This is a genomic window from Microvirga sp. 3-52 (genome assembly GCF_018383585.1).
Lineage (GTDB): Bacteria > Pseudomonadota > Alphaproteobacteria > Rhizobiales > Beijerinckiaceae > Microvirga.
In genome coordinates this window covers 86,648-113,303 of the sequence record NZ_JAHAMK010000002.1, presented here as the reverse complement: position 1 = coordinate 113,303, position 26,656 = coordinate 86,648, and the positions used below count along the sequence as shown (strand labels likewise).

Sequence of the window (26,656 nt, the reverse complement as noted above, 5' to 3'; positions counted from 1 at the left end):
TTTGGTGGAGACGGAGCATTCAGGCTGGGGCGGAGGCAGAAATTCTATCGGTCCGTCAGGCCGGCATCTGCGGCTCGACGACCTTACCGTCCTGGGTGAAGTCGTAGATCTTGCCGGTCTCGGCCCATGAGGGAAGGGCGAGCTTCACGATGTGGGGGGCGAGATCTTCCGGCGTCTTCAGGGTCAGCGGATCCTCGCCCGGCATGGCCGTACGGCGCATGGCGGTGCGAAGCGGGCCGGGATTGAGCAGCATGGCCCTGACCGGGGTCGTCGCCGTCTCGGCCGCGTAGGTGCGGACCAGCGCTTCAAGAGCGGCCTTCGACACCGAATAGACGCCCCAATAGGCCTTGTGCCTGTGGGCAGCGCCGGACGTGATGAAGATCGCGCGGCCCGCGTCCGAGGCGCGGAGAAGCGGATCGAGGGAGCGAATCAGGCGGTAATTGGCCGTTACGTTGACGGCCATCACCTCGTCCCAGACCGGCTGGTCGACATGGGTGATCGGGGCCAGCTCGCCGAGCTGGCCCGCATTGCCGAGGAGAATGTCGAGCTTGCCCCAGCGCTCGTGGATCGCGGCGCCGAGCCGGTCGAGGGCTTCGAAATCCTTGAGGTTCACCGGCACGAGTGTGGCCGAGGAGCCCTTGGCGCGGATCTCGTCGTCGAGGGATTCGAGCGCGCCCTGCGTCCGGGCCAGGGCGATTACGTGCGCGCCGGCTTCGGCAAGGGCAAGCGCCGCCGCGCGGCCGATGCCGCGCGAAGCGCCGGTGACGACCGCGACCCGGTTGAGGAGAGGCTTGTCCATGGAGATGCTCAGTCGGCTTCGGCGAGAACGGCGAGACGGCGCGGGGTGGCGACGGTGAGATCCGTCAGCGGCGTCGGGTAATCGCCCGTGAAGCAGTGGTCGGTGAATTGCGGCTGCGCCGGATTGCGGCCCTGCTCGCCCATGGCCCGGTAGACGCCCTCGATGGACAGGAACGCCAGCGAGTCCGCCCCGATATACTGGCGCATCTGCTCCAGGTCGTGGGTGGCGGCGAGCAGCTTCTCCTTCTCCGGCGTGTCGATGCCATAGAAGTCCGGGTGGGTAATCGGCGGGCTGGAGATGCGGAAGTGGACCTCCTTGGCGCCGGCCTCCCGCATCATGCGCACGATCTTCACCGAGGTCGTGCCGCGCACGAGGCTGTCGTCTACGAGCACGATGCGCTTGCCGGCAATCGCCGCGCGGTTGGCGGAGTGCTTCATGCGCACGCCGAGCTCGCGCACCGACTGGGTCGGCTGGATGAAGGTGCGGCCGACGTAATGGTTGCGGATGATGCCAAGCTCATAGGGAAGTCCGCATGTCTGGGCGTAACCCAGGGCCGCCGGCACGCCGGAATCCGGCACCGGGATCACCACGTCCGCATCGGCGGGCGATTCCAGCGCGAGTTCGCGACCCATGCCCTTGCGGACATCGTAGACGCTGCGGCCGTTCACGACGGAATCGGGACGCGCGAAATAGATGTATTCGAAAATGTCGGGGCGGGGAGTCTGCTTCGGCACGAAGCGGAAGGATTCGATGCCCTCGTCCGAGATCACCACGCATTCGCCGTTCTCGATATCACGGACGAAGCGAGCGCCGATGATGTCGAGCGCGCAGGTCTCTGACGCGAGAATGTAGCGACCGTCGAGTTCGCCCAGCACCAGCGGGCGGATGCCCAGCGGGTCCCGGGCTCCGATGAGCTTCTTGTTGGTGAGCGCCACCAGGGCATAGGCGCCCTCGATCTTCTGGATGGCTTCGACGAAGCGGTCGATCACCCGGTCCTTGCGGCTGCGGGCCACGAGGTGGACGATCACCTCCGTGTCCGTGGTGGACTGGCAGATTGCGCCATCCCGGATGAGGTTGCGGCGAAGCGTCAGGCCGTTGGTCAGGTTGCCGTTATGGGCTACGGCAAAGCCACCGCCGTCGAGCTCGGCGAAGAGGGGCTGCACGTTCCGCAGGACCGTCTCGCCCGTGGTGGAGTAGCGGGTGTGGCCGATGGCGGAGAGCCCCTCCAGGCGCTCGATGGTCGCCCGGTCGGAAAAATTGTCGCCGACGAGGCCCAGTCTGCGCTCGGAGTGGAAGACCGATCCGTTATAGGACACGATGCCCGCCGCCTCCTGGCCGCGGTGCTGCAGCGCGTGAAGGCCGAGCGCCGTGATGGCGGCCGCATCCGGGTGTCCGTAGATGCCGAAGACGCCGCATTCTTCGCGCAGGGTATCGCCGTCGAGGTCGAGGTTCACCTGCTTCGGGGTGACCTGCCACGTCTCGGACAAAGCAGACATCGATCAAATCCTTGGGATTCGCGCGCCCACCGGCGCCGCCCTTATGTAATCGGCCATGGGCCGAACGCCAATGGCTAATCTAACACTGTCGGAAACGTGATCCCTGAGACTTAGCTGCGCCGCTGGGGCGCCGGTGGGGCCGCGGGGGCGGCCGGCGCTGCCGGGCGCTGCGGATCGGGCTCCGCCGGCTCGGCTTCCGTCGGCGCTTCCTTGTTGCGCAGACGCTGGAGCAGGGCCTCGGCATTCTCCGGCAGCATGGCGATGATGTTGTCGCGGGTGTTCTCCATCGCCGGCCGGGTACGGGAGGACGCCGCCCATTCGGGCTCCTTGCCCTGGAGCAGCCAGCCCAGGAAGGCCCAGCCGATCACGCAGATGAGGAAGCCGCGCGCTGCGCCGAAGAACAGTCCCAGCGTCCGGTCCAGGGCGCCGATGCGGGAATCGAGGATCAGGTCGGAGACTTGCACCGTGATGATCGAGACGATGATCAGCGTGATCACGAAGATGCCGCCGATGGCGGCGACCAGCGCCACCGTGTTGCTGCTGATATATTGCTGCGCGATCGGAAGAGCCGTCGGATGCAGATACCAGGCCGCGGCGGCCGCGACGACCCAGGCCACGATGGCGAGCACTTCGCGGGTGAAGCCGCGCACGGCGGCAAGAAGCGCCGAGATCAGGACGATACCGAGGACGACGAGGTCCAGAACGGAAAAGGGCATGGGCCGGGCCTACGCAAGATAACAGGGATGGAGCCGCCTTTGCGGGTTCAGAGCCTGGCTCTATAGCGTTAACAAAGGCTTTCGTCACCATTGGAACGCCGGAAGGTTGTGCGAAGGGGAACGGAGGTCTTGTCCCGAGAGGCTCGCTCCTAATCCTCTGGCTCGTCCTGAAAGTCCGGCCGGTCATAGGCAGCAAGGCTTGATCAGCCTGATGGCCGGGCGTGTCCCGATCATCCCGATCCTGTGAAATGCCGCGTCGTTCGGATCGGGATCACCGGCACAGGGGCGGCTCTTCAGGAAACCTGCACGATCAGCTTGCCGAAATTCCGGCCGTCCAGCATCCCGATGAAGGCCTCTGGCGCGCTTTCCAGTCCATCGACGATGTCTTCCTGGTACTTGACCCGTCCCTCGGCGATCCATTGCGCCATTTCCCGGTAGAAGTCCGGGCGCTGTGCGCTGAACTCGCGCTGGATGAAACCGCGGATGGTCAGGCTCTTGGTGAGCACGTCGCGCATGAGGCTCGGCAGGCGATCGGGCCCCTCGAACGGCCCGGTGCTGTTGTACTGCGCCACAAGTCCGCAGACCGGGACGCGGGCGAAGGTGTTCAGCAGCGGAAACACGGCGTCCCAGACCTTGCCCCCGACATTCTCGAAATAGACGTCGATGCCATCCGGGCAGGCTTCCCGCAGATCCTCCGCAAAGTTGGGTGAGCGGTGATCGAGAGCGACATCGAAGCCGAAGACGTCGCGAACCAGTGCGCATTTCTCCGGTCCGCCGGCGATTCCCACCGCTCGCGCCCCTTTGATGTGCGCGATCTGGCCGACGGTCGCGCCGACGGGCCCGCTTGCCGCAGCCACCACCACGGTCTCTCCAGCCTTCGGCTGTCCGAGGGTGAGCAATCCGGCATAGGCCGTGAAGCCCGGCATCCCGAGCACACCGAGCGCAGTCGTGACAGGTGCCTGTTGCGAATCGAGCCTGCGCAGGTCGGTGCCATCGGACAGGGCATAGGACTGCCAGCCCGAATAGGAGAGAACAACATCGCCAACAGCATAATCCGGGTGACGGCTCTCCAGCACCTCGGCCACCGTGCCGCCCTCCATGACCTGCCCAATCTCGACGGCCGCCGCGTAGGATTTAGCCGCGCTCATGCGGCCGCGCATGTAGGGATCGAGCGACAGATACCGGATCTTGAGGAGAACTTGGCCGTCACCTGGGCTCGGGACCGGCGCCTGAACGAATTGGAAGTTGTCGGGCGACGGACGCCCGACAGGGCGCGAGGCGAGAACGATTTGAAGGTTCTGTTCTGTCACTGAGAACTCCTCGGGCGTGACCGGTTCACAACGTCATCGGCCGTCGTGAATGCGATATGCACCGACGACGGTCAGGTGCCAAGTCGGTTCGTTAAGCGTCCGAGGTCTCTTTGAAGCGGCTTGCCCAAAAACGAAGAAGCTCCGGCGGATGCCGCCGGAGCTTGATCATGCGACGACACCCAATCTCAGATGAACAGAAAGTCGTTGAAGGATAGGGAGGCGTCAGGCTTGATTTTCAGGATTTCGATCGGCTTCGCGCTGCCAGAGCCATCGGCATCGAGGTAAACTGTCCCACTTTTCTTGCTGTAGACAATGTAGTCGTTGCCGTCCTTGGCGGTGGTGCCAACGGTGAAGAATTTCTTCTCCAGGTTACCTTCCTTGAAGACCTTGTCGAGCCCGACGGAAGATTTCTTGTCCGGCTTCCCCTTCTTGGCGAGATCGAGAAGATCACTCTTCGAAGCTTTGACCTTGAATGCCTTCAACCCATCGAGGTCGAATTGGATCTTGTCCTGACCGGATCTGAAGTCACTGATTTGGTCGAAATGGCCCTTTTTGAACGGCGCATCGAACACGAAAGTGTCTGAACCGCCGCCGCCGGAGAGGAAATCCTTGCCGGCACCGCCGTTGAGCGTGTCGTTTCCGGCAAGTCCATAAAGCTTGTCGTTGCCGGTGAGGCCGTAGAGGGTATCGTCGCCGGCGAGGCCATAGAGCGTGTCATGGCCGGACATGCCTTTGAACACGTCCGCTCCGTCACTGCCGAGGAGCCGGTCGTTCGTTGCGGTGCCGTTCCGGATGTCGACGGCATCGGACACGTTGATGGTCAGGTTGGCCGTGTGGACGTTACCGTCGAAATCTCTGACCTCGACCATGATCTGGTGCGACTTTGCAGCTTGGTGATCCAGCAGAGAGCCGTCCTTCACCACGAGATTACCGTCCACAATGCCAAAGCGCCCGCCGGCATCGTCGGTCAGGGTATAGGTGAAGGTGTCGTTTTCATCGGGATCGGAGGTCCAGAGGTAACCGATCACGGAACCTGTTTGCGCATGCTCGTCCACGGAGCTGTTCGACAGGATGACCTCGGTCGGAGCTGTATTGTCCGTCACAGAAACCGTGAAGGTCGTCGTCGCGACGACGGTACCCAAGTCTCCGGTGGCGGAAATCTTGAAGGTGAAGTCATTGAGGGCATCGTTCTCGAAATCGAAGAGGCTGCTGCCGTCGCCGTTCACGCTGTTTTTGACGACCAGCACCCAATTCAAGATGCCTTCCTGGGAGATCGGCTTGATTTCGAAGCGGCCGCTGCCCGGATCGATCAATCTGAAGCTGGCGTTCTCGCTGGCACCCTCACCAATGACGCCGATGTAGCCCACAATCGTGCCGACTTGAGGATTCTCGATGACTGTCGAGTTCGAAAGAATAACCGTTGCCATATCGTCCCCCAGGATCCCAGGCCTGTCGCTGTTTCTGCCGATGAGGTCATCCAGCAGACCTGAGGGTGAATGATACACAATATCATTTGCAGATCAAATAGACCGAATGGCCTAGGGCGACTGCCAAAGGAACAAGCCGTCAGGAGGCTCTGCGCCTGCGCGCCGCAATGCCTGCGACAAGATCAGTGATATGGCCGATGGAGGATGTTGCGAGGGGCAGTTTCTCCGGCTTGCCTTTCTCCAGGCGCAGTGCCGGTGCGACGGCGCCGGAAAAGCCGAGTTTCGCCGCCTCCTTCAGCCGCGCCTGCGCCTGGGCCACCGGCCGGATCGCCCCGGACAGACCCATTTCTCCAAAATAGACCGTATCGGGCGGCAGTGGATTGCCTGACAAGGACGAGACCAGGGCCGCGGCCGCCGCCAGATCGGCGGCGGGCTCAGTGATACGCAGACCGCCGGCGACATTCAGATAGACGTCGTGCATGCCGAGCTTCAGGCCGCCATGGGCTTCCAGCACCGCGAGCACCATGGACAGGCGGCTCTGGTCCCAGCCGACGACGGCGCGGCGCGGGGTGCCAAGCGAGGTCGGGGCGACGAGGGCCTGGATTTCCACCAGGAGCGGTCGCGTACCCTCCATGCCGGCGAAGACTGCCGTTCCCGCAGTTGCCATGTCGCGTCCCGCGAGGAACAGCTCGGATGGGTTGCGCACCTCGCGCAGACCCTGGTCCGACATCTCGAACACGCCGATCTCGTCGGTCGGGCCGAAGCGGTTCTTCACGGCGCGCATGATGCGGAAATGGTGGCCCGTATCACCCTCGAAGGAGACCACCGCATCGACCATGTGCTCGACGACGCGGGGACCGGCAATCTGCCCATCCTTGGTCACGTGGCCGACGAGAATGACGGCCGTGCCCGTGGTCTTCGCGAAGCGGATCAACGCCTGGGCGGAGCCGCGGACCTGGGTCACGGTACCGGGCGCGGATTCCACCGTCTCGGTCCACATGGTCTGGATCGAGTCGATGATGGCGAGCGCCGGCGGACGACCCTGGCTCAAGGTCGCGATGATGTCCTCGACATTGGTCTCCGAGGCGAGCTCGACAGGCGCCTGGCCGAGGCCGAGACGCTCCGCCCGCAGGCGCACCTGCGCCACCGCCTCTTCGCCCGAGATATAGGCGACCCGCTCGCCCCGGTTGGCGAGGGCCGCGGAGGCCTGCATCAGAAGGGTCGACTTGCCGATGCCGGGATCGCCGCCGAGCAGAATGATCGAGCCATGCACGAAGCCCCCGCCGGTGACGCGGTCGAGTTCGGCAATGCCGGAGGGCGTACGTGGCGCTTCCTTGGCCTCCCCGGAGAGACCCTCGAGCGGAAAGATCCGGCCCTTGGCGCGGGACGGCCGTGTGGCGACCGGTCCCGCCATCGGACTTGCGGATCCAGCTTCCTCGGCGATGGTGTTCCAGCCGCCGCAGGCCTCGCATTTGCCTTTCCAGCGGTTGTAGACCGCGCCGCATTCCTGGCAGACGAAGGAGGGGTGACGCTTGGCCATCAGCCCTGCTCCCCGCGATAGGTGCGGGCGTAGCGCGATCCGAGATTGGTCAGGATCTCGTAGCCGATGGTGCCGGCGCGGCGGCCGACCTCGTCGAGGCTCAGATCGCCGCCGATCAGAGTGACGGTGTCGCCGCGCTGAACCTGGTTCTCCGGCACATCCGTCACGTCGATCGTGATCAGATCCATGGATATGTTGCCGGCGAAGGGGCAGGGGGTGCCTGCCACCAGGGCCATGCCGGCAAGCAGTTCGTCGCCGCTCTTGCCACGGGCGCTCGCGGCGCGCGGATAACCGTCCGCATAGCCGACCGAAAGGGTGGCGATGCGGCGTTTTTCCAGAGCGAGCCAGCGGCCGTTATAGCCGACACTGTGATCCGCCTCGACCCAGCGCAGCTGCACGATCCGGGCCTGGAGCCCCACGACCGGCTTCATGGGGTTGTCCCGGTCCGGGGTCGGGTTGCCGCCATAGAGCGCATAGCCCGGCCGGGCGAGATCGAAATGCGGCTTCTCCTTCAGGAAAATGCCGGAGGAATTGGCAAGAGAAGCCGGGATGCCGGGGAGAGTCGCCCGCACGGCCTGAAACGCCTCGATCTGCTCCCGGTTGAGCGGGTTCTCGCTCTCTTCGGCGCTGACGAAATGGCTCATGAGGAGGGCGGTCTCGAAATCCTTCAGCGCGCCTGAGTCCTTGAGCGTCAATCCCTGCGGCACGGTGAGGCCGAGCCGGTTCATGCCGGTATCGACATGAATCGCGGCCTTCCATCTCTGGCCTTGGGCACGGCAGAAGCCGGCCCATTCCTCAATCTCCTCAAAGGAGCCGAGGACGGGACGCAGGTCGAATCCCACGTAAGTAGGGCAGGTGCCGGCAAACAGTCCGTTCAGCACGTAGATCGTCGCATCGGGCGCAACGGCGCGCACGCGGATCGCCTCGCTCTGATGAGCCACGAAGAACGTGCGGCAGCCGGCCTTGCCAAGCGCTGGGACGGCCTTCTCGATGCCGATGCCATAGGCATTGGCCTTGACCACGGCAGCAGTCTCTGCGCCGCCCGCGTTGTCACGCAGGGTGCGCCAGTTAGAGGCGAGGGCACCGAGATCGATATGGAGGACGCCGCCGGCTGCGTTCTCAGGGATGCTGCAAGCGGCACTGGTCTGCGAGGTAAGCTTGGTCAATCGCCAATCCGTTCAGGGAGTTTGTCTTCATCCGCAAGGTTGGTGAAGCGGGTGATGTCGGCCTGGAAGGCCAGCTGCACGGTGCCTGTCGGTCCGTGACGCTGCTTTCCGATGATGACTTCGGCCTTGCCGTGGACCTGATCCATCTCCGTCTGCCACTTGAAGTATTCCTCGGTGCCGGGTTTCGGCTCCTTGTTCTTCAGATAGTACTCCTCGCGGTAAACGAACATGACCACGTCGGCGTCCTGCTCGATCGAGCCCGATTCACGAAGGTCCGACAGCTGCGGCCGTTTGTCGTCGCGGGATTCCACCTGACGGGAGAGCTGGGACAGGGCGACGAGCGGCACCGAGAGCTCCTTGGCGAGTGCCTTGAGGCCTGTGGTGATCTCGGTGAGCTCCTGCACGCGGTTCTCGCCCTTCTTGGCGGAACCGGAGAGGAGCTGGAGGTAGTCGACGATGAGGATGTCCAGGCCGCGCTGGCGCTTGAGACGCCGGGCGCGGGCGGCAAGCTGCGCGATGGAGATGCCGCCGGTCTGGTCGATGTAGAACGGGATCGACTGCATCTCGCGGGCGGCCTCGGTGATCTTGTAGAAGTCGTCCTCGCGCATGTCGCCGCGGCGGATCTTGTAGGAGGGCACCCCGGACTGCTCGGCGATGATACGGGTGGCGAGCTGCTCGGCCGACATTTCGAGGGAGAAGAAGCCCACGATACCGCCGTTGACGGTCTTCAGCGTGCCGTCCTGCTGCTTCTCGGCCTGGTAGGCCTTGGCGATGTTGAACGCGATGTTCGTCACCAGCGAGGTCTTACCCATCGCCGGGCGTCCCGCGAGAATGACCAGGTCCGACGGCTGCAGGCCGCCGAGCGAGCGGTCGAGATCGACGAGGCCCGTCGAGATGCCCGAGAGGGCGCCTTCGCGCTTGTAGGCGGCGGCCGCCATGTCGATAGCGGCCGTGAGCGCATCGGAGAAGCGCTGGAAGCCGCCGTCGTAGCGCCCGGTTTCGGCGAGGGCGTAGAGACGCCGCTCCGCCTCCTCGATCTGGTCGCGGGGAGCCGAGTCGACAGGCGCGTCGAAGGCGACGTTCACCATGTCCTCGCCGATATTGATCAGGTTCCGACGCACCGCGAGGTCGTAGATCGTGCGGCCGTAATCCTCGGCGTTGATGACGGTCGTCGCCTCGGCCGCCAGGCGTGCGAGGTACTGGGAGACCGTGATGCCGCCGAGATCCTGGTCGCCCAGGAATGTCTTCATGGTGATCGGAGTCGCGACCTTGCCCGCCTTGATGAGACTCGTCGCCACCTCGTAGATGCGCCGGTGCAGGTCCTCGATGAAATGGCCGGCCTCAAGGAAGTCGGAGACGCGGTAATAGGCATCGTTGTTGACCAGAATCGCACCCAGCAGAGCCTGTTCGGCTTCGATGTTGCTGGGGGGCGTCCGAAACTGCGGCTCGGCAGCTTCGAGGCGGGCGATCAGGGCATTGGCGGTGGCCATCCGGCGCTCCGAAAACAAAAGAAGGGTTAGAGTCTCTTAGACCGCAATTGGTGTCCTAAAGGTTGCCGGGCGGACACGAAGCCGGGACTCTTCCCGATCTGTCCTCGCTGTCCTCGATTCTCACACCGTTCATCTTTTCGCAGGCGTTGCAGCTTGACTCTTCGACAAGCCCGAAACCCAAAAGAAAACGCTCCCCGTCGAATCGACAGAGAGCGCGATTTTAGAACAAATCAAGAACTAGAGCAATTGCTCTAGCTTGCCGTCCTTCCTCGCGTCATCACCGGCCTTGTCCCGGTGATCTCGATCCGTAGAGCACGGGGTCTCACAAGATCGGGATGGCCGGGACAAGCCCGGCCATGACGTCGTGAAGGTTCATTCCCATCCGGGAATGAAGAAGAGATCTTAGAGCTCTTCGTCGCCGCCGGCCTCAGCGAGGGCAGCGCCGACCTCGAGGCCGAGATCGTCCAGGTTGGTCTCTTCACGGGTCGTGACCGACTCGCCGCGCGCCTGACGCTCGGCTTCCTCGGGGCTGCGGGCGACGTTGATCGTCACGCGAACCTCGACCTCCGGGTGGAGGGCGACCGGCACATTGTGCAGACCAATGGTCTTGATCGGCTGGTTCAGGACGACCTGGTTGCGATCAACCGTGAAGCCGTTCTGGGTCATGATCTCGGCGAGGTCGCGGGTGGAGACCGAGCCGTAGAGCACGCCGGTCTCGCCGGACTGGCGCAGGATGATGAAGCTCTGGCCGTTCAGCTTCTCGCCGACGACTTCCGCTTCCTTGCGGCGCTCGAGATTCCGGGCCTCGAGCTGGGCGCGCTGGGTCTCGAAATGCTTCTTGTTGCCCTCGGTGGCGCGCAGAGCCTTGCCGCGCGGCAGGAGGAAGTTGCGTGCATAGCCGGAGCGGACCTTCACGGTCTCGCCCATCTGGCCGAGCTTTGCGACGCGCTCGAGAAGGATCACTTCCATGGTTGTCTCCTTTAGGTTCGTGATCAGGTGGAAAGGGTCGGCGGGGGATTCGGATGCGTGCCGAAACGGCGGCGCAGGCCGAAGACGGTGTCGGCGATGCCGAACAGGGCCAGGGCAACCATGAGGATACCCTGGGTAATGAAGATGAGGACGTACAGAGCCGACAGGATGAACGAGCGGCCGGACTTGCCCCGCGTACGGTCGTGGATGGCGGCGAGGCCCTGCAGGGCGAAGGCCATGAGGAAGGCTCCCGACAGGGCCATTCCCAGCGCGCCCATGAAGCCCTCGAAGCTGGCGACGACGAGGGCGCCGACCAGGATCAGCCCGGCGGACCGCGGCATCACGAGTTCCGGAACCGATGGCCAAGGGCGCGGCAGGCGCTTGGAAGCCTGCACGATCCGGGCGGCGGCCCAGAGATAGAGCGCCAGCACGGTCGCGAAGCCTTGCGCCGAAAGGAAAGGCGTCAGGCGGGCGAAGATGCTGACCAGTTCCTCACGGGTTTCCGCGTCGAGCGCGTCCGGTCCGGATGTGGTGAACTGCGTGTTGACGAAGGCCTCGGACACGGCGCGGGCATTCTGGTCGAAGGCACTGAAATCCCCGCCCGTCGAGATCACGCCGGCGGCGATGATGGTGAGCGCGGCCGTTGCCGCGATCCAGGCCAGGAGCCGCCCGACCGGATACCATTCCATGGTCCCGTCCGGTCCGGGGCGCCCAAGGAGGGCGAGATAGGACAGCCACCAGGCGGGCAGGGCGGTGATGAGGGCAAAGCCCAATCCGCTGAGCGGGGACAGGATCAGCGCGATCGCGAGTCCGCCGACGAGAGCCGCAATCAGCCCGGAGCGCTGGTCCCAGCCGAGGGAAACGATCAGGACGGGAATGGGGGCGAGAAGATACAGCACGGCCGCGAGCGGGGTCGCCTTGACGATCACCGCGGTCAGGAGGGCCGATACGAGGCCCGCGCCTATGCCTGTTGCAACAAAATTCATCGTCTCGCTGTCCCGCTGCTCGATGGCAGGGTTAGGGGCTCTGGCCCCAACTGACCCGGCGGGTTTCCACCGCTGGGCTATGAAAATCTATTCTCCTCGACCTCATCCTGAGGAGCAGCGAAGCTGCGTCTCGAAGGAGGCTCCAGAGAACTCTGGAACCGCCATCCTCGTCCTTCGAGACGCCGCCCATGGCGGCTCCTCAGGATGAGGATGGCTATTCGCATAGCTGTCCGACGGATCGGGCAGCCGGATGGTCTTAGCGGATCACGTAAGGCAGAAGGCCCAGAAAGCGGGCGCGCTTGATCGCTTGGGCGAGTTCACGCTGCTTCTTGGCCGACACGGCCGTGATGCGCGAAGGAACGATCTTGCCGCGCTCGGAGATGTAGCGGGACAGGAGCTTCGTGTCCTTGTAGTCGATCTTCGGAGCGTTGGGACCCGAGAAGGGGCAGGTCTTGCGGCGACGGAAGAACGGACGACGGCTGCCGCCGGCAGCCCCACCAGTAGCACCAAATGCCATGATTAAGCCTCCTCGCCTTCGTTGCCGCCTTCGAAGCCGCCGCCGTCACGCTCGCGGCGCTCCCGGTCCTTGCGCTCGTCACGGTCGCGCTTCTGCATCATCACGGACGGCTCGGTCTCGAGCTCTTCGACCTTGATGGTCATGAAGCGAAGGATGTCTTCGTTGATGCGCATCTGACGCTCCATCTCGGCCACCGCAGGAGCGGGAGCGTTGAGGTTGAACATCGTGAAATGCGCCTTGCGGTTCTTCTTGATGCGGTAGGCGAGGGATTTCACGCCCCACATCTCGGTCTTGTCGACGCTGCCGCCATTCTGCTCGATGACGCCCTTGTACTGGTCGACCATAGCTTCGACCTGCTGCGGGGTGACATCCTGGCGAGCCATGAAGATATGCTCATAGAGAGGCATAATGGGCCTTTCTCAGGTTTGAGGTTCAAGCCGTGGCACTGTTATGAAGAGTGTCCTGGCCGTTTCGCGCGTCCGATCGGCGCCAAGCCCTTCGAGCCTGCAAGGCCCGAGCGATTGTCGAAGGCGGAGACACGGGACGACGGGTCCTGAAAACCCTGCATGGCAAGCCAAGCCGTCCGTTCAGCCCCCGGCCGGAGCGAACGCGAAGCGGGGGCTATAGTCGATCTGCGGCCGGAAGGCAAGGGCGCGGCGGCCTTCGATAGGTCCAGTCGTGCCGGCACAAGGCCGGTGATCCTGACAGGAAAGGCGCCTTACTCCTAGGATTGGGATGACCATCCTCGGATTAAGTCCGGGACGGTGATGACGTGGAGGGGAGAGCCTCGCCAGACTTACTCAGGGTATTGTTTTGACTTTGCGACCTCCGCTCTCGATTCTTCCCTGCAGCGGGGAAATGGCGCGCCGGTGTCAGGCCTGGCGAGCGCGGCGGGGGAGGGGGGCACTCACAAGCCCTGAGTTATGGATTCCCTTCCCCTCCGTTGCGCTCCGGCCGGGAATGATACTGCGCGACGATTTGCCGTTGATAGTCCGTCCGGAGGCTCATGAGGCTCTGGTCAACGGACGGCCGTAGGCTAAAACACCCTTATGAGTGCTGCTCCTCCTCTTCGCCTCGGCGTCAATATCGATCACGTCGCAACCGTCCGCAACGCCCGCGGCGGCGTCCATCCCGATCCCATTCGGGCCGCCCATATGGCCGTGCTGGCAGGCGCCGACAGCATTACCGCCCACCTCCGCGAAGACCGGCGGCATATCCGCGACCAGGACATGGAGCGGCTCAAGCGCCAGCTCTTCGTGCCGCTCAATTTCGAAATGGCGGCGACTTCCGAGATGTTGGCGCTCGCGACGCGGCTTCATCCCCATGCGGCCTGCCTCGTGCCCGAGAAGCGCGAGGAGCGCACCACGGAAGGGGGGCTCGACATCGTCGGTGCCCATGCCCATCTGCGTCCGGTGATTCAGGAACTGAAGGGCGAGGGCATCCGGGTGTCTCTCTTCGTCGAGCCGGAGATCGCGGTCATGGATGCCGCCTGCGACCTGCAGGCTCCCGTGGTCGAGCTCCACACGGGAACCTATTGCGAGGCTGTCGCCGAGGGCGACCAGGCACGGATCGCCCATGAGCTGGAGCGTCTGAAGCGCGCGGCCGAGCACGGGGCCAGGATCGGCCTCGAGATCCATGCGGGGCACGGCCTTGCCCTGGACTCGGTCCGTCCCGTGGCGGCGATCCCGCAGATCGTGGAACTCAATATCGGCCATTCGCTGATCGGCGAGGCCATCTTCCTTGGACTCGACGAGGCCGTGCGGGCCATGCGCGCCGCCATGGACGAAGGTCGGGCACAGGTGCCGGCGTGATTCTCGGCATCGGATCCGACCTCTGCGACATCCGGCGCATTGAGAGGTCGCTCGAACGCTTCGGCGAGCGCTTCACCCACCGCATCTATACCGAGGGCGAACGGGTCAGAAGCGACCGCCGGGCCGCCCGCGCACCGTCCTATGCCCGCCGCTTCGCCGCCAAGGAGGCCTGCGCAAAAGCCTTGGGAACGGGCCTGAGTCATGGCGTCTTCTGGCGCGACATGGAGGTCGTCAATCTTCCCAGCGGCCGCCCGACCATGCAGCTGACCGGTGGAGCCCTGGAACGCCTCAAGGGCATGACGCCTGCGGGGCACAAGGCAGTGGTCCATGTCTCCCTGACCGACGATCCTCCCATGGCTCAGGCCTTCGTGATCATCGAGGCCCTTCCGGCCTGAGAGGCCTGCGTTGCGGCAGGGCGCGCCTTAGGATAGAGCATGGCCGCGGCAGGATGGATTCCGGCCGCCGGAAGTGACTGCAGTAACGAGTGAATGTATCGAGAGTGGTTTGCCCTTGGGGCTTAAGTGCAAACCCCTCTCGACTTGCCACACGGATGAAGACGGCTTCCGCCGTCAGGTTCCAAGAGCATAGGTCGACAGACGTGAGCGAAAAAAGCAGCAAATACGTAGGTAGCGGCGCGAAGAACGAAGAAGGCGGCCTTTGGGAAACCATCAAGGTCATCGTCCAGGCCCTTCTGATCGCGGTCGTCGTGCGCACCGTGCTCTTCCAGCCCTTCAACATCCCGTCGGGATCCCTGATCCCGACCCTGCTGATCGGCGATTACCTGTTCGTTTCCAAGTATTCCTACGGCTATTCCAAGCACTCCATCCCCTTCAGCCCGGCCATCTTCTCCGGCCGCATCTTCGGCGCCGAGCCGAAGCGGGGCGAGATCGCCGTGTTCAAGCTGCCCAAGGACAATTCGACCGACTACATCAAGCGCGTCATCGGTCTGCCGGGCGACAAGATCCAGGTGATCGGCGGCGTTCTGCACATCAACGGCCAGCCGGTACAGCGCGAACGTGTCGAGGATTACAAGACCACCGATCTCTACGGCCGCACGATCTCCGTGCCGCAGTACAAGGAGACGTTGCCCGGCGGCGTGTCCCATTTCGTCATCGAGCGTGACGCCGACCGGGGCTACTGGGACAATACCAACGTGTACACGGTGCAGCCCGGCCACTTCTTCATGATGGGCGACAACCGCGACAACTCCACCGACTCTCGCGACGAGGCGAGCGTCGGGCAGGTGCCCTTCGAGAATCTGGTCGGCCGCGCGGAGATCATCTTCTTCTCCATCGACGAGAGCGCCTCCCTGTGGCGTCCGTGGGAATGGCCGCAGAAGATCCGCTGGAATCGTCTCTTCGAGCGGATCCAGTAACCCGTGGCACGCCGCAAGCCGAACCTCGACGAGCTTCTGAAGAAGCTCGGCTACCGCTTTGAAAAGCCTGAACTCCTGGACGAGGCGCTGACCCATGTCAGCGCGCCGCAGGCATCGGGCCAGAGCTATCAGAGGCTGGAGTTCCTGGGCGACAGGGTGCTCGGTCTTGCCATCGCCGGGCTGCTCTACAAGACCTTTCCCACTGCACCCGAGGGGGAACTCTCCCGACGCCTGGCCGAACTCGTGCGGCGCGAAAGCTGCGCCGAGATCGCCATCGCGTGGGATGTCGGGCCTTATCTCAAGCTCGGCGCCGGTGAGGCGCATTCGGGCGAGCGGCGCAACCAGACCATCCTGGCCGATGTCTGCGAGGCGATCATCGGCGCCGTCTTCCTCGATGGCGGCTACGAGGCGGCCAGCGACCTCGTCGAGCGCTCGTTCCAGGCATTGGTGGAGGCTCCCCGCCGTCCCCTGCGCGATCCGAAGAGCGCCCTCCAGGAATGGGCCCAAGGCAGGGGCCTCCCGCCGCCGACCTATTCCATCGCCGAGCAGACGGGCCCCGATCACGCGCCGAAATTTCGGATCATGGTCAAGGTGAAGGGGACCGAGAGCGCGTTCGGCCAAGGGACTTCGAAGCGCATCGCGGAACAGGCGGCGGCGCGAAGCCTTCTCTTGAGAGAGGGCGTCTGGACGGAGGAAGAGCATGGAACAGCCTGAGCAAACCCAAACCAAGGCCGGTTTCGTCGCTCTCATCGGGGCGCCGAACGCGGGCAAGTCGACACTCCTGAACTCGCTGGTCGGTTCCAAGGTCTCCATCGTGTCGCGCAAGGTGCAGACGACCCGCGCCCTCGTGCGCGGCATCGCCATCGAGGGCGAGGCGCAGATCGTCTTCGTGGACACGCCCGGCATCTTCAAGCCGAAACGCCGCCTCGACCGTGCCATGGTCACGTCGGCCTGGGGCGGGGCAGGCGACGCGGACGTGATCGCTCTCCTGCTCGACGTGCGCAAAGGCATCGACGAGGAGGCCGAGGCGATCCTCGAGAAGCTGCCCGATCTGAAGCGTCCGAAGGTGCTGATCCTCAACAAGATCGACCTGATCGAGCGCTCGCGGCTGCTGGAACTGGCCTCGAAACTCAACGAGAAGGTGCCCTTCGTCCACACATACATGATCTCGGCCCTGAAGGGCGACGGCATCCAGACATTGAAGCGGCAGCTCGCCGGGATGATGCCGGAGGGCCCCTGGCTCTATCCGGAGGATCAGATTTCCGATGCGCCCCTGCGCATGCTCGCGGCCGAAATCACTCGCGAGAAGATCTACGAGCGTCTGCACGAGGAACTGCCCTACGAGTCCACCGTCGAGACCGACCAGTGGCAGCAGCGCCCCGACGGCTCGGTGCGCATCGAGCAGACCGTGTTCGTGGAGCGCGACAGCCAGCGCAAGATCGTGCTCGGCAAGGGCGGGCAGACCATCAAGGCCATCGGACAGGCGGCCCGCAAGGAGATCGCGGAGATCGCCGAAGCTCCCGTCCACCTCTTCCTCTTCGTGAAGGTGCGCGAGAACTGGAGCGACGATCCCGAGCGCTATCGCGAGATGGGTCTGGAGTTCCCGCGGGGTTAGCGCCGCTTGTGGACCACCAACTCCCGATCAGCGGCGTGCCGCCAACATCTCAGTCCCGACATTTACCTCCGCCGTCATCACCGGTCTTGTGCCGGTGATCCCGCTTGGAAAAGCGCGGCGCCTTACAGGATCGGGATGGCCGGGACGGGCCCGGCCATGACGTCAAGGTTTGCCAGCGTAAGGCCGCCGCCTTTCGGTCCGATGTTCAGGCCTTATAGGCTGTCCTCAACCCTCCCCAGTGACGTCCAAGGATCCGGATCGGGGCATCGACCTCCTGCATCATGACGATCTTGCCGCCGCCCATGTCGCGCGCATAGGCCTGCACCACGAAGGGACGCGTGGAGCGAGCGGCCGTGATGCCGGCGCGGTCGTCGAAAATGCGCTTGTTCCGGGCATTGGCCGCGTTCCACACCGGATCTCCGGCGCGCTGGGGCTGCGAATAGAGCCTGTTGTGAACCGGGATATAGCCGTTGCGGTCAATGGCGAGGCAGAAGGCCATAGCCGGGTCGGAGGCCAGACCCTTCTCTAGAATCGAGGGCAGAAGCCGCTCGAAGACGGTCAGATAGGCTGTGCCGTATTGGACCGGATCGGTACCCGGCAGCAGCTTGTAATCCGTGTCGAAGACGGCCTCGCGCGAGACCGTGCCGTGGGTCACCGCCTGCTCGATCAGCATCTCGACCTGACGGGCGGTTTCCTGTGCGAGCAGGATGCGAGGCTTATAGGTCGCCTCGACCTGAGCGACGAAGCCGTCGATGCGGGTCCGGGTCGCGGCATCGCAGTCGTCGAACGCGCAATGGGTGCCCATCCCGCTCGTTGCCACGACACGCAATCCGACCCGGCCGATGGTCTGCACCTCGATCTCGGCCCGCACGCCGGCTGCGATGCGGAGATCGGCGACCGAAGCGAGCAGGATGCCGCCGCGACCGATGTCGATCAGCCGCGTGGAGGCGCTCCGACTGCCGATTCGAAGCGTCGCCGGACGATCGACGGGAAGACGGTCGGATTGCCGCCGGTCGCCGAGTTCACTCTGGCGCATGACGGTGACGAAGCGCTGACCCAGAGCCTTCGCCAGCCCGTCCGCCGTCTTCGTCGCGCGATCGGCCTGATGGGCTCGTCGACCGGCGCCGACGGAAACGGCATCGACTTCGCCCGCCCGCTCACTGACCTTGCCGACGCTGCCGGATGTCGCGCTGGCCAGGCGGGATGCTTCGCGGATGGCCGCGTTCTGCTCGCCGACCGCATTGCGCACCGTATCGAAGACGGGGCCGACCTCCTGAACCACCTCGACCACCTCCGTCACCGCGCTCGTGGACGCCTGCGCCGTCCCGCGCAGATGGTCGATCCGCAGGCGGATGTCGTCGGCGGCCCGGGCGGTCTGGGTGGACAGGACCTTCACCTCCGAGGCCACGACCGCGAAGCCCTTTCCGGCTTCACCGGCCCGGGCGGCTTCGATGGTGGCATTGAGGGCTAGAAGGTTGGTCTGGCGCGCCACCGTGGAGATCGTGTCCACGATGCCGACGATTTCCGCCGTGGCGGCCGAGAGCTGCGTGATGAGGGCGCTCGCCTTGCGGGCCGCCTGAACCGCGTTGTCGATCCGCTCGTTCGCATGATCCATGGCGCGGCCGATCTCGGCCGACGTGACAGCCAGCTCCTCCGTGGAGGAGGCGAGCGAGAGGGTCTCCTCCGAAGCCGTTCTCCCCGAAGAGGCAAGCGCCCCCGCGTGAGCCCGGATCTCGGCAAGGTCCTTCTCCACCGCCGCCACATCTGCGACGGCAAGCGCGATGGCCTGCGTGACCCCGTGGATGGCCTTGAGGACGTCGGCCTCGAGTGCACCCATGACTTCCGTGTCGAGACGGCTCTCGCGCACGACGGTCGGCGTCGGCTCCTCCGGGGCCGTCTGAACAGTATTGTCCAAAGCATCGATGTGTTGAGCGCGCCGCAGAATACCGAACATCGTCGGGCCCCTCGTCTTTATATTCTTAACCTAACGTCAGGCGAAAAGGTTAACGAAGGCAGAATACTTGAAGGGTGTTCTCCTAAGGTCTTAGCGAAGCAGTGTTGTGACCGGAATCATCCCGCCGGCTCCGCCCGCCTAGGGGCCCAATTCGGCACTGCTGCAGTAATGTATGAGAACACTCGAAAAAACGGGATTCGCCTGGATTTCGAGGAGCTTTCCAACGCAACCAGATCAGCCGTAAGGCTTTATCATGAAAGGATTGTAGGAAGGCGTGTTGCTTTCATCAAAACCTTCCTGAAGTAGCCCATCAGTGCCGACGTCGACGTCCTGGAGAGGCCATGAGCAGCTCTTCTGATCAGACGGCGCAAAGACGTCTCGCCGCTGTCCTGGCCGCAGATGTGGTGGGCTATTCAGATCTCATGTCCAAAGACGAGGAAGGAACGCTCGGCCGTCTCAGAGATCTGCGGCGCCAGGTCATCGAACCGCGAATCCGCATCCATCATGGTCGCCTGGTGAAAACCATCGGGGACGGCTTCCTGTGCGAGTTCTCGAGCCCCGTCGAAGCGGTTCGCTGCGCCGTCGATCTCCAGGAGGCGGTTTCCCAGGTCTCTGGCGGAGAGGCTATCAAGCCTCTCCAGCTGCGGATCGGGATCAATCTCGGCGACATCATCATCGAAGAGGACGGAGACATCTTCGGCGACGGGGTGAACATCGCCTCGCGTCTGCAGAAGATGGCGCTGCCCGGCGGAATCTGCCTGTCCGGAAAAGTCCACGAGGAGGTGCGAGACAAGCTGCCGTACCAATTCGAGGATCACGGCGAGCATCGCTTCAAGAACATCGGGAGGCTTATCAAGGTCTATTGTCTTCTGGCAGGACTGGATCCGTCGGCGATGTCGTCCGAAACGCGGTCCACCGCTTCCCTGCGGGACAGGCCGTCCATCGCGGTCCTGCCGTTCGTCAATCTCACCAATGATCCCGAACAGGAGTATTTCGCAGACGGCATCGTCGAGGACATCATCGCCGCCCTGTCACGGTTCAGATCCTTCTTCGTCGTGGCTCGCAACTCCACATTCATCTACAAGGGGCGGAATGTGAGCGTTCCGCAGATCGGGCGCGACCTGGGCGTGCGCTATGTGCTCGAAGGCAGCGTCAGGCGTTCCGGAGAAAGAACTCGTATCACTGCGCAACTGGTCGATGCGGTGACCGGCATGCACCTCTGGGCCGAGCACTACGACGGTGTGGCGGCCGATGTGTTCGATCTGCAGGATCGGATCACGACCAGCGTCGTCGGCTCGATTCAGCCCTCCATCCGCAACGCCGAGATCGAACGGGCGAGGCGGAAACGTCCCGAAAGCCTCGGCGCCTACGATCTCGTCATGAGGTCCCTGCCTTACGTCTGGGCCTTGGAGTTTGAAGCCAACAAGGAAGCGACCCGGCTCATCGACAAGGCCCTTCTGCTCGACCCCGGCTATCCGCTCGCGCTCTCCCTGGCCGCCTGGTGCCGTGGGCAGAGGATCGTCTACAACTGGTCGAAGAATGTCCCGGAGGACAAGCGCGAGACCCTGCGTCAGGCGCAGGCTGCCGCCGCGATTGCCCACGACGACCCGTTCATCCTGACAGTGCTCGGCGCCGCCCTGACGATCACGAGAGAGTACCAGCGCGCCGAAGCGATGCTGGAGCGAGCCCTCACGTTGGATCCGAACTCGGTCTGGGCCTGGAACCGGAGCGGATGGCTGCGCAACTATCAGCACGATCCGGAGGTCGCGATCCAGCATTTCGAGCGTTCTCTGCGTCTCAGCCCGTACGATCCGATGGCGTTCAACTGCGACATCGGGATCGGCTGCGCCCACTTCATCGCCAAGCGATACGATCAGGCAGTGCAATGGCAGGAAAATGGACTGATGGCGAAACCGAGCGCCGCCTGGATCCATCGAACGCTCGCTCCCTCCTATGCCCTTGCGGGTGATCTCGACAAGGGGCGGGACAGTGTCGGCGAGCTGGTGAAGAACTATCCCGGACTTACGGTCTCGGACATTCTCCAGGCCTTGGCCTTCAGCAAGGAGGCCATGAGCCGCTTCGCGGAAGGACTGCGCCTCGCAGGTCTTCCGGAATGACGATCTGAAAAGAGATGGAAGAGCCGGGAGGACGAGGATCCTCCCGGCGTCTTGTCTTACTGCTGGTTCTGACCTTGAAGCAGCGGGGTGATCCGGCGCATGGCCACGCGGCGGTTCTGCCGCTCGGGGCTCTGCGTATCCACTTTCAGGTACTGTTCGCCGTAACCTTGGGTCGTCAGGTTCTCGGCAGGGATCCGGAAGCGCTCCGTGAGAATCGTCGCAACGGTCTCCGCCCGCCGATCGGAGAGGGTCAGATTGTCCTCGTCCGCACCGACCGCATCGGTATGGCCTTCGATCAGGAAGATCTCGTTGGGATTTCGAGACAGGGCAGAGCGGATCGCCTCGGCAATGCCCGTTAGGGCGCCCGCCTGGTCTCCGGCCAGCTCCCAGGAGCCGAACTCGAAGGTGACGGTATCCACGTCAACCCGACGCATGCGTTCGCGCAGCGGCTGGCTGCGACGAACCTCGTCGAGCGTGTAGGACCGCTCGATGCGCTCGACGGGAGGAGCGGTGAAAGCCTCTACCAGATCCTCCTGCGAGGCGTCCTCCACATCCACGATGTACTGCTCGCGTGGAATGCGGACGACCGGCGGCGGCAGCCGCACGACCTCCTCCTCGATATACCCGTACCCGGTGGGACGGCGGTCGCCCCGCCTGTTCTCGATCAGCACAACCTCGCGGCCTGCTGCCTCGCGCCGCGAACGGCGGATCAGGTTGCCGTACTGGTCCCGCACCGTCACGATCTCGGATCCGTCAGGGCGGCGGACGATGGTGACCTCCTCGTCGGCCCCACGCCGCTCCGTGCGGATGTCGGCATCGCGGTAGGTACGGCGGAACCGCTCGGTCTCGTCGTGCCGGATGATGACCTGATTGCCCTCGCGGATGATGGTCCGGTTGCCGGGCTCCTCGATGATGACCCTGTTGCCGTCCCGCCGCTCACGGCGCTGGCCGCGAAGATCCTCGATGCGGACCCGCGATGGATCCAGAGGCTGCGTCGTGCCGGGAGCCGCTTGCTGGGGAGCGGTCCGTCCGGGCACCTGCTGGACCGGGGCTCCCGGAACGGGAGGTGTCGGCTGGGCACGGGTGGCCGGCGCAGGAGCCGCGGGAGCAGGAGCCGCCGGGGCTGCCGTCGGTGCGCGCGGGGCGGGCTGCGCGCCCGCCGGAGGCGTTGCAGGGGCGCTCGGCTGTTCTTGCGTCGGCCGCTGGCCGCGCGTCCGATCGGGATTCTCGGTGTTGTCGGAGCGGCCGGGGCGCTGGCGCTCCGCTGGAGGCGCGGCGTCTGGAGCCTGCCGCTGCTGCACCGGCGCCGGGGGCGCTGCCGGCTGGGCAGCGGGCGGAGGGGCGGCAGGACGGGTCTGTCCGGCCGGGGCCTGAGGCCGCGGACGCTCGGCCGGCGCTTGCTCGCGCTCCTGGGTGGCTGGGCGCTGCGGTCGAGCCGGGGCGTCCGACGGGGACTGCAGTCGCTCGGCGGGAGCCTGTTGTGCCGGACGGGCCGGGGTGGCCGGCGCGGCAGCGGGAGGCGGTGCCGGCCGCTCGGCCGGCGGGCCCGGCTCGCGGCGGGGCCGCGGGGCTCCGGGGCCGTCGTCGGGTCCCTGTGCGCCGGGACCCGCTCCGCGAGGGGGACGCTGACCGCGTTCCTCGGACGCACCGGGCCCCCCCTGATCCTGGCCGCCTTGCCTGCGGTCCGGACCGGGACGCCCGCCACGTTCTCCGTCCGGTCCCTGCCGGCGTTGACGCGCTCCGGGCGGCAGCTCCTCATCGGCCGCCGGTCCAGCCTGAGCCAGAACGAGGGGCGTCGCCGGGGTTGGCTGGAGGGCCGAGACATGCGCCGGCAGGAGCATCAGGGGAAGGGCGGTACTCGCGAGAAACAGACGGGAAAGCTTCATGATCCTCAATTCATCATTTGGCGCACTAAGGTCATCGACAATGACAACGTGCCGGGTTGGTTCCGCTAAAGGGCGGGATTCCGCTTTTGAAACAGAATTTTAGAAGTTCGCCGATATGGTTGGAAAACATGGATGAATGCGGCCTGAATGCTTACATCTGGAATTCAGGGTCTGGCCGGACATGACACACTCTCCGTCATGGCCAGGCCTGTCCCGGCCATCCCGGTTGTCTGAAGCGATGCGCTTTTCTCAATCGGAATCACCGGCACGAGGCCGGTGATGACGAGGGGTGAAACCCGACCGGACTTTCAGGAAACACTCTCGCCGAAGGCAGCCGAGACGGATGCAGTGGACTGATGAAGGCGTCGTTCTCGGCGTCCGCAAACACGGGGAAACGAGCGTCATCCTCGAGCTGATGACCCGTGGGCACGGGCGCCATCTGGGCCTGGTCCATGGCGGCCGCTCGAAGACCCTGCAACCGGTGCTCCAGCCGGGGAACACCGTCCATGTGACCTGGCGCGCGCGGCTCGACGAGCACCTCGGGGCTTATCACGTCGAGGGCCTCAACCTGCGCGCCGCGCGCCTCATGGGCTCCTCCATGGCCCTGTATGGCCTCGCGACCCTGGCCCATCTGCTGCGCTACTTCCCTGAGCGCGATCCCCATTTCGCTCTCTACGAAACCCTGACGGTTCTGATCGATCACCTGGACGATGCCGACCTCGCGCCGGCGCTCTTCGTGAGGTTCGAGCTCGCCATGCTGACCGAGCTCGGCTTCGGTCTCGACCTGTCCTCCTGCGCCGCCACGGGGAGCGAGCGCGATCTCGCCTATGTCTCCCCACGGAGCGGGAGGGCCGTCTCCGCCGCGGCCGGAGAGCCGTACAAGGACAGATTGCTCAAGCTGCCGGGCTTCCTGATCGGCCAGTCCAGGGCGAACCGGCCCGGCGAGGAGGAGATCCGGGCCGGATTTGCGCTCACGGACTTCTTCCTGCATCAGAACGTCTTCGACCCCCAGGGCCAGAGGGCGCCGGAAGAGCGGGCGCGTTTCGTCGCACTGGCCACCGCTGGGGACGAATGAGGTTTGTTTCTGTTATGTTCTCATTTCAGATGATAAGAAGCGATTCGCAGTTGGGGATTTCGAGTCATGGGTAAGCCGGTCAATCCGCCTTCAGGGGGCAAGATCGAGAACATCAATCTCAAGGATGCCCTGGAGGAGCGCTACCTCGCCTATGCGCTCTCCACCATCATGCACCGGGCACTGCCGGACGCGCGCGACGGCCTGAAGCCGGTTCACCGCCGCATCCTGCACGCCATGCGCCTGCTGCGCCTCGATCCGAAATCGGCGCCGAAGAAATGCGCCCGCATCGTCGGCGACGTGATGGGCCAGTTCCATCCGCACGGCGACCAGTCGATCTACGACGCCCTGGTGCGCATGGCACAGGACTTCGCCCAGCGCTATCCGCTGGCGGACGGGCAGGGCAATTTCGGCAATATCGACGGCGATAACGCTGCGGCCATGCGCTACACCGAGGCCAAGCTGACGGAGGTGGCGCGGCTGCTGCTCGAGGGCATCGACGAGGATTCCGTCGATTTCCGCGAGACCTACGACCAGACCAACGAGGAGCCGGTGGTGCTCCCGGCGGCCTTCCCGAACCTGCTCGCCAACGGCTCGCAGGGCATCGCGGTCGGCATGGCGACGTCGATCCCGCCGCACAACGCCGCCGAACTCTGCGATGCGGCGCTGCATCTCATCTCGAAGCCGAATGCGACGTCCGAGCAGCTGATGCAGTTCGTCCCGGGTCCGGATCTGCCGACCGGCGGCATCATCGTCGACACGCCGACCTCCATGGCCGAAACCTATCGCACGGGCCGCGGTTCGTTCCGCGTGCGCGCCCGCTGGGCGAAGGAGGATCTCGGCCGCGGCAACTGGCACATCGTGGTCACCGAGATCCCGTATTCCGTGCCGAAGTCCCGCCTCATCGAGAAGATCGCCGAGCTGCTGCAGGAGAAGAAGCTGCCGCTCCTCGCCGACGTGCGCGACGAATCGGCGGAGGATATCCGCGTGGTTCTGGAGCCGCGCGCCAAGACGGTGGATCCGATCATCCTGATGGAATCGCTCTTCAAGCTCACCGAGCTCGAGAGCCGCATTCCGATGAATGTGAACGTGCTCGCCGGCGGCAAGGTGCCGAAGGTCCTGAGCCTTAGCGAGTGCCTGCGCGAATGGCTCGACCATCGCCGCGAGGTGCTGATCCGCCGCTCCGGCTTCCGGCTGGCCGCCATCGAAAGGCGCCTGGAGATCCTCGGCGGCTTGCTCATCGTCTATCTCGACCTCGACCGGGTGATCAAGATCATCCGCGAGGAGGACGAGCCGAAGCAGGAGCTGATGCGCGTCTTCAAGCTCACCGAGGTCCAGGCCAACGCCATCCTCGACACGCGCCTGCGCTCGCTTCGCAAGCTCGAGGAGATGGAGCTCAAGCGCGAGCAGAAGAACCTCCAGGACGAGAAGGCCAAGATCGAGGAGCTTTTGGGCTCCGAGAAGGTGCAGTGGAAGACCATCGCGGGCGAGATCAAGGAGGTCCGCAAGACCTTCGGGCCCGAGACCGCCCTGGGCAAGCGCCGCACCTCCTTCGCCGAGGCTCCGGATACCTCCGACATCGACTTCGCCGAGGCCATGATCGAGCGTGAGCCGATCACGGTCATCGTGTCCGAGAAGGGCTGGATCCGGGCCATGAAGGGCCATCAGGCCGATCTGTCCGGCGTGCAGTTCAAGGGCGACGATGCGCTGAAAGTCACCTTCTTCGCCGAGACCACGTCGAAGATCGTCGTGGTGGCGAACAACGGGCGCTTCTTCACGCTCGATGCCTCCAAGCTGCCCGGCGGTCGTGGGTTCGGCGATCCGATCCGCCTCATGGTCGACCTGGAGGAGGGCGCAGACTTCATCGCGGCCTTCCCGTACAGGGCCGGCTCGAAGCTGCTGGTGGTCGGCTCCGACGGGCGCGGCTTCGTGGTGCCGACCGAGGAGATCACGGCGAACACCCGCAAGGGCAAGCAGATCCTCAATCTCGACGCGCCCGCCAGGATGGTGGTCTGCGCCGAGGCCGAGGGCGACCACATCGCGATCATCGGCGAGAACCGCAAGCTCCTCATCTTCCCGGCCAAGCAGGTGCCGGAGATGACCCGCGGCAAGGGCGTGCGCCTGCAGCGCTACAAGGACGGCGGTGTCTCGGACGCCAAGGTCTTCAAGCTGAAGGAAGGCCTGACCTGGAAGGACACCTCCGGCCGCACCTGGACGGTCGCCAAGGAAGACCTGCGCGACTGGATGGGCGACCGCGCCGAAGCCGGCCGCCTGCCGCCCAAGGGCTTCCCGAAGTCGAACAGGTTCGGGGCGTAAGATTCAACGGGTAGGGCAGCGCTCCCATTCGACGTCATGGCCGGGCTTGACCCGGCCATCCCGATTGTTTGAAGCGCCGCGCTTCTCCGTTCGG

General features: G+C 64.6%; 22 protein-coding genes. 8 read left to right on the top strand and 14 right to left on the bottom strand.

The genetic code is table 11. The features are described 5' to 3' along the window. Positions 1–55 precede the first annotated feature (55 nt). The 12 genes from KHP60_RS02490 to rpsF form a co-directional block, all read right to left on the bottom strand. Complete coding sequence (locus tag KHP60_RS02490) at positions 56–799, bottom strand: SDR family NAD(P)-dependent oxidoreductase (RefSeq protein ID WP_213561990.1); 744 nt, start codon at positions 797–799, stop codon at positions 56–58. Positions 800–807: 8 nt separating this feature from the next. Beyond that, entirely contained in the window at positions 808–2,295 is a 1,488-nt protein-coding gene (purF, locus tag KHP60_RS02485; protein ID WP_213561989.1) for an amidophosphoribosyltransferase, read from the bottom strand. Between the two features lie 110 nt (positions 2,296–2,405). Then, the gene (locus tag KHP60_RS02480) at positions 2,406–3,011 is read right to left on the bottom strand and encodes a CvpA family protein (RefSeq protein ID WP_213561988.1); all 606 of its coding nucleotides are present in this window, start codon (positions 3,009–3,011) and stop codon (positions 2,406–2,408) included. Between the two features lie 293 nt (positions 3,012–3,304). Then, positions 3,305–4,321: an NADP-dependent oxidoreductase gene (locus KHP60_RS02475; protein WP_213561987.1), complete on the bottom strand. Its 1,017-nt coding sequence runs from the start codon at positions 4,319–4,321 to the stop codon at positions 3,305–3,307. Between the two features lie 185 nt (positions 4,322–4,506). After that, complete coding sequence (locus tag KHP60_RS02470) at positions 4,507–5,748, bottom strand: calcium-binding protein (RefSeq protein ID WP_213561986.1); 1,242 nt, start codon at positions 5,746–5,748, stop codon at positions 4,507–4,509. A 139-nt stretch (positions 5,749–5,887) separates the two neighbouring features. Beyond that, positions 5,888–7,288, bottom strand: coding sequence for a DNA repair protein RadA (gene radA / locus KHP60_RS02465; protein WP_213561985.1), 1,401 nt, complete (start codon positions 7,286–7,288; stop codon positions 5,888–5,890). Next, entirely contained in the window at positions 7,288–8,454 is a 1,167-nt protein-coding gene (alr, locus tag KHP60_RS02460) for an alanine racemase (RefSeq protein WP_249688446.1), read from the bottom strand. The genes radA and alr overlap by 1 nt, the downstream gene beginning before the upstream one ends. After that, entirely contained in the window at positions 8,451–9,944 is a 1,494-nt protein-coding gene (locus tag KHP60_RS02455) for a replicative DNA helicase (protein ID WP_213561984.1), read from the bottom strand. Before KHP60_RS02455 ends, alr begins: the two co-directional genes overlap by 4 nt. A 402-nt stretch (positions 9,945–10,346) precedes the next feature. After that, positions 10,347–10,913 carry a 50S ribosomal protein L9 gene (rplI, locus tag KHP60_RS02450; RefSeq protein ID WP_213561983.1) on the bottom strand — a complete coding sequence of 189 codons (567 nt, stop codon included), beginning with the start codon at positions 10,911–10,913 and terminating at the stop codon, positions 10,347–10,349. Between the two features lie 23 nt (positions 10,914–10,936). Next, positions 10,937–11,899: a DUF2232 domain-containing protein gene (locus KHP60_RS02445; RefSeq protein ID WP_213561982.1), complete on the bottom strand. Its 963-nt coding sequence runs from the start codon at positions 11,897–11,899 to the stop codon at positions 10,937–10,939. Between the two features lie 256 nt (positions 11,900–12,155). Next, complete coding sequence (gene rpsR / locus KHP60_RS02440) at positions 12,156–12,416, bottom strand: 30S ribosomal protein S18 (RefSeq protein WP_213561981.1); 261 nt, start codon at positions 12,414–12,416, stop codon at positions 12,156–12,158. 2 nt (positions 12,417–12,418) lie between these two features. Further along, positions 12,419–12,823, bottom strand: a complete 405-nt coding sequence (gene rpsF / locus KHP60_RS02435; RefSeq protein ID WP_213561980.1) for a 30S ribosomal protein S6 — start codon at positions 12,821–12,823, stop codon at positions 12,419–12,421. Between the two features lie 642 nt (positions 12,824–13,465). Here rpsF and KHP60_RS02430 point away from each other — a divergent pair. The 5 genes from KHP60_RS02430 to era all read left to right on the top strand — a co-directional run bounded on the left by KHP60_RS02430 (position 13,466) and on the right by era (position 17,217). Further along, positions 13,466–14,227: a pyridoxine 5'-phosphate synthase gene (locus KHP60_RS02430; protein WP_213561979.1), complete on the top strand. Its 762-nt coding sequence runs from the start codon at positions 13,466–13,468 to the stop codon at positions 14,225–14,227. After that, entirely contained in the window at positions 14,224–14,622 is a 399-nt protein-coding gene (gene acpS, locus KHP60_RS02425) for a holo-ACP synthase (RefSeq protein WP_213561978.1), read from the top strand. The genes KHP60_RS02430 and acpS overlap by 4 nt, the downstream gene beginning before the upstream one ends. 203 nt (positions 14,623–14,825) lie before the next feature. After that, positions 14,826–15,602 carry a signal peptidase I gene (lepB, locus tag KHP60_RS02420; protein ID WP_311924548.1) on the top strand — a complete coding sequence of 259 codons (777 nt, stop codon included), beginning with the start codon at positions 14,826–14,828 and terminating at the stop codon, positions 15,600–15,602. Between the two features lie 3 nt (positions 15,603–15,605). Then, positions 15,606–16,316, top strand: a complete 711-nt coding sequence (gene rnc, locus KHP60_RS02415; RefSeq protein WP_213561976.1) for a ribonuclease III — start codon at positions 15,606–15,608, stop codon at positions 16,314–16,316. After that, complete coding sequence (era, locus tag KHP60_RS02410; RefSeq protein ID WP_213561975.1) at positions 16,303–17,217, top strand: GTPase Era; 915 nt, start codon at positions 16,303–16,305, stop codon at positions 17,215–17,217. Before rnc ends, era begins: the two co-directional genes overlap by 14 nt. Positions 17,218–17,422: 205 nt before the next feature. Here era and KHP60_RS02405 read toward each other — a convergent pair whose 3' ends face one another. Continuing rightward, entirely contained in the window at positions 17,423–19,171 is a 1,749-nt protein-coding gene (locus tag KHP60_RS02405; protein WP_213561974.1) for a methyl-accepting chemotaxis protein, read from the bottom strand. Between the two features lie 341 nt (positions 19,172–19,512). Between KHP60_RS02405 and KHP60_RS02400 the strand changes: the two genes are divergently transcribed. Then, complete coding sequence (locus KHP60_RS02400) at positions 19,513–21,288, top strand: adenylate/guanylate cyclase domain-containing protein (RefSeq protein ID WP_213561973.1); 1,776 nt, start codon at positions 19,513–19,515, stop codon at positions 21,286–21,288. 56 nt (positions 21,289–21,344) lie between these two features. Here KHP60_RS02400 and KHP60_RS24935 read toward each other — a convergent pair whose 3' ends face one another. Beyond that, entirely contained in the window at positions 21,345–23,174 is a 1,830-nt protein-coding gene (locus KHP60_RS24935; protein WP_249688445.1) for an OmpA family protein, read from the bottom strand. Between the two features lie 343 nt (positions 23,175–23,517). Here KHP60_RS24935 and recO point away from each other — a divergent pair, with 343 nt between their 5' ends. After that, on the top strand, positions 23,518–24,249 hold the full coding sequence (recO, locus tag KHP60_RS02390; protein WP_213561972.1) for a DNA repair protein RecO: 732 nt from the start codon (positions 23,518–23,520) through the stop codon (positions 24,247–24,249). A 66-nt stretch (positions 24,250–24,315) separates the two neighbouring features. Beyond that, positions 24,316–26,562, top strand: coding sequence for a DNA topoisomerase IV subunit A (parC, locus tag KHP60_RS02385; RefSeq protein WP_213561971.1), 2,247 nt, complete (start codon positions 24,316–24,318; stop codon positions 26,560–26,562). Positions 26,563–26,656 lie beyond the last annotated feature (94 nt).

Coding starts and splice junctions, on each gene's coding strand:
- KHP60_RS02480 (WP_213561988.1), bottom strand. CDS start 3,011: ATGCCCTTTTCCGTTCTGGACCTCGTCGTCCTCGGTATCGTCCTGATC.
- parC (WP_213561971.1), top strand. CDS start 24,316: ATGGGTAAGCCGGTCAATCCGCCTTCAGGGGGCAAGATCGAGAACATC.
- KHP60_RS02455 (WP_213561984.1), bottom strand. CDS start 9,944: ATGGCCACCGCCAATGCCCTGATCGCCCGCCTCGAAGCTGCCGAGCCG.
- rpsF (WP_213561980.1), bottom strand. CDS start 12,823: ATGCCTCTCTATGAGCATATCTTCATGGCTCGCCAGGATGTCACCCCG.
- KHP60_RS02470 (WP_213561986.1), bottom strand. CDS start 5,748: ATGGCAACGGTTATTCTTTCGAACTCGACAGTCATCGAGAATCCTCAA.
- KHP60_RS24935 (WP_249688445.1), bottom strand. CDS start 23,174: ATGAAGCTTTCCCGTCTGTTTCTCGCGAGTACCGCCCTTCCCCTGATG.
- KHP60_RS02430 (WP_213561979.1), top strand. CDS start 13,466: ATGAGTGCTGCTCCTCCTCTTCGCCTCGGCGTCAATATCGATCACGTC.
- recO (WP_213561972.1), top strand. CDS start 23,518: ATGCAGTGGACTGATGAAGGCGTCGTTCTCGGCGTCCGCAAACACGGG.
- radA (WP_213561985.1), bottom strand. CDS start 7,288: ATGGCCAAGCGTCACCCCTCCTTCGTCTGCCAGGAATGCGGCGCGGTC.
- rplI (WP_213561983.1), bottom strand. CDS start 10,913: ATGGAAGTGATCCTTCTCGAGCGCGTCGCAAAGCTCGGCCAGATGGGC.
- KHP60_RS02400 (WP_213561973.1), top strand. CDS start 19,513: ATGAGCAGCTCTTCTGATCAGACGGCGCAAAGACGTCTCGCCGCTGTC.
- KHP60_RS02445 (WP_213561982.1), bottom strand. CDS start 11,899: ATGAATTTTGTTGCAACAGGCATAGGCGCGGGCCTCGTATCGGCCCTC.
- rpsR (WP_213561981.1), bottom strand. CDS start 12,416: ATGGCATTTGGTGCTACTGGTGGGGCTGCCGGCGGCAGCCGTCGTCCG.
- KHP60_RS02490 (WP_213561990.1), bottom strand. CDS start 799: ATGGACAAGCCTCTCCTCAACCGGGTCGCGGTCGTCACCGGCGCTTCG.
- KHP60_RS02405 (WP_213561974.1), bottom strand. CDS start 19,171: ATGTTCGGTATTCTGCGGCGCGCTCAACACATCGATGCTTTGGACAAT.
- purF (WP_213561989.1), bottom strand. CDS start 2,295: ATGTCTGCTTTGTCCGAGACGTGGCAGGTCACCCCGAAGCAGGTGAAC.
- era (WP_213561975.1), top strand. CDS start 16,303: ATGGAACAGCCTGAGCAAACCCAAACCAAGGCCGGTTTCGTCGCTCTC.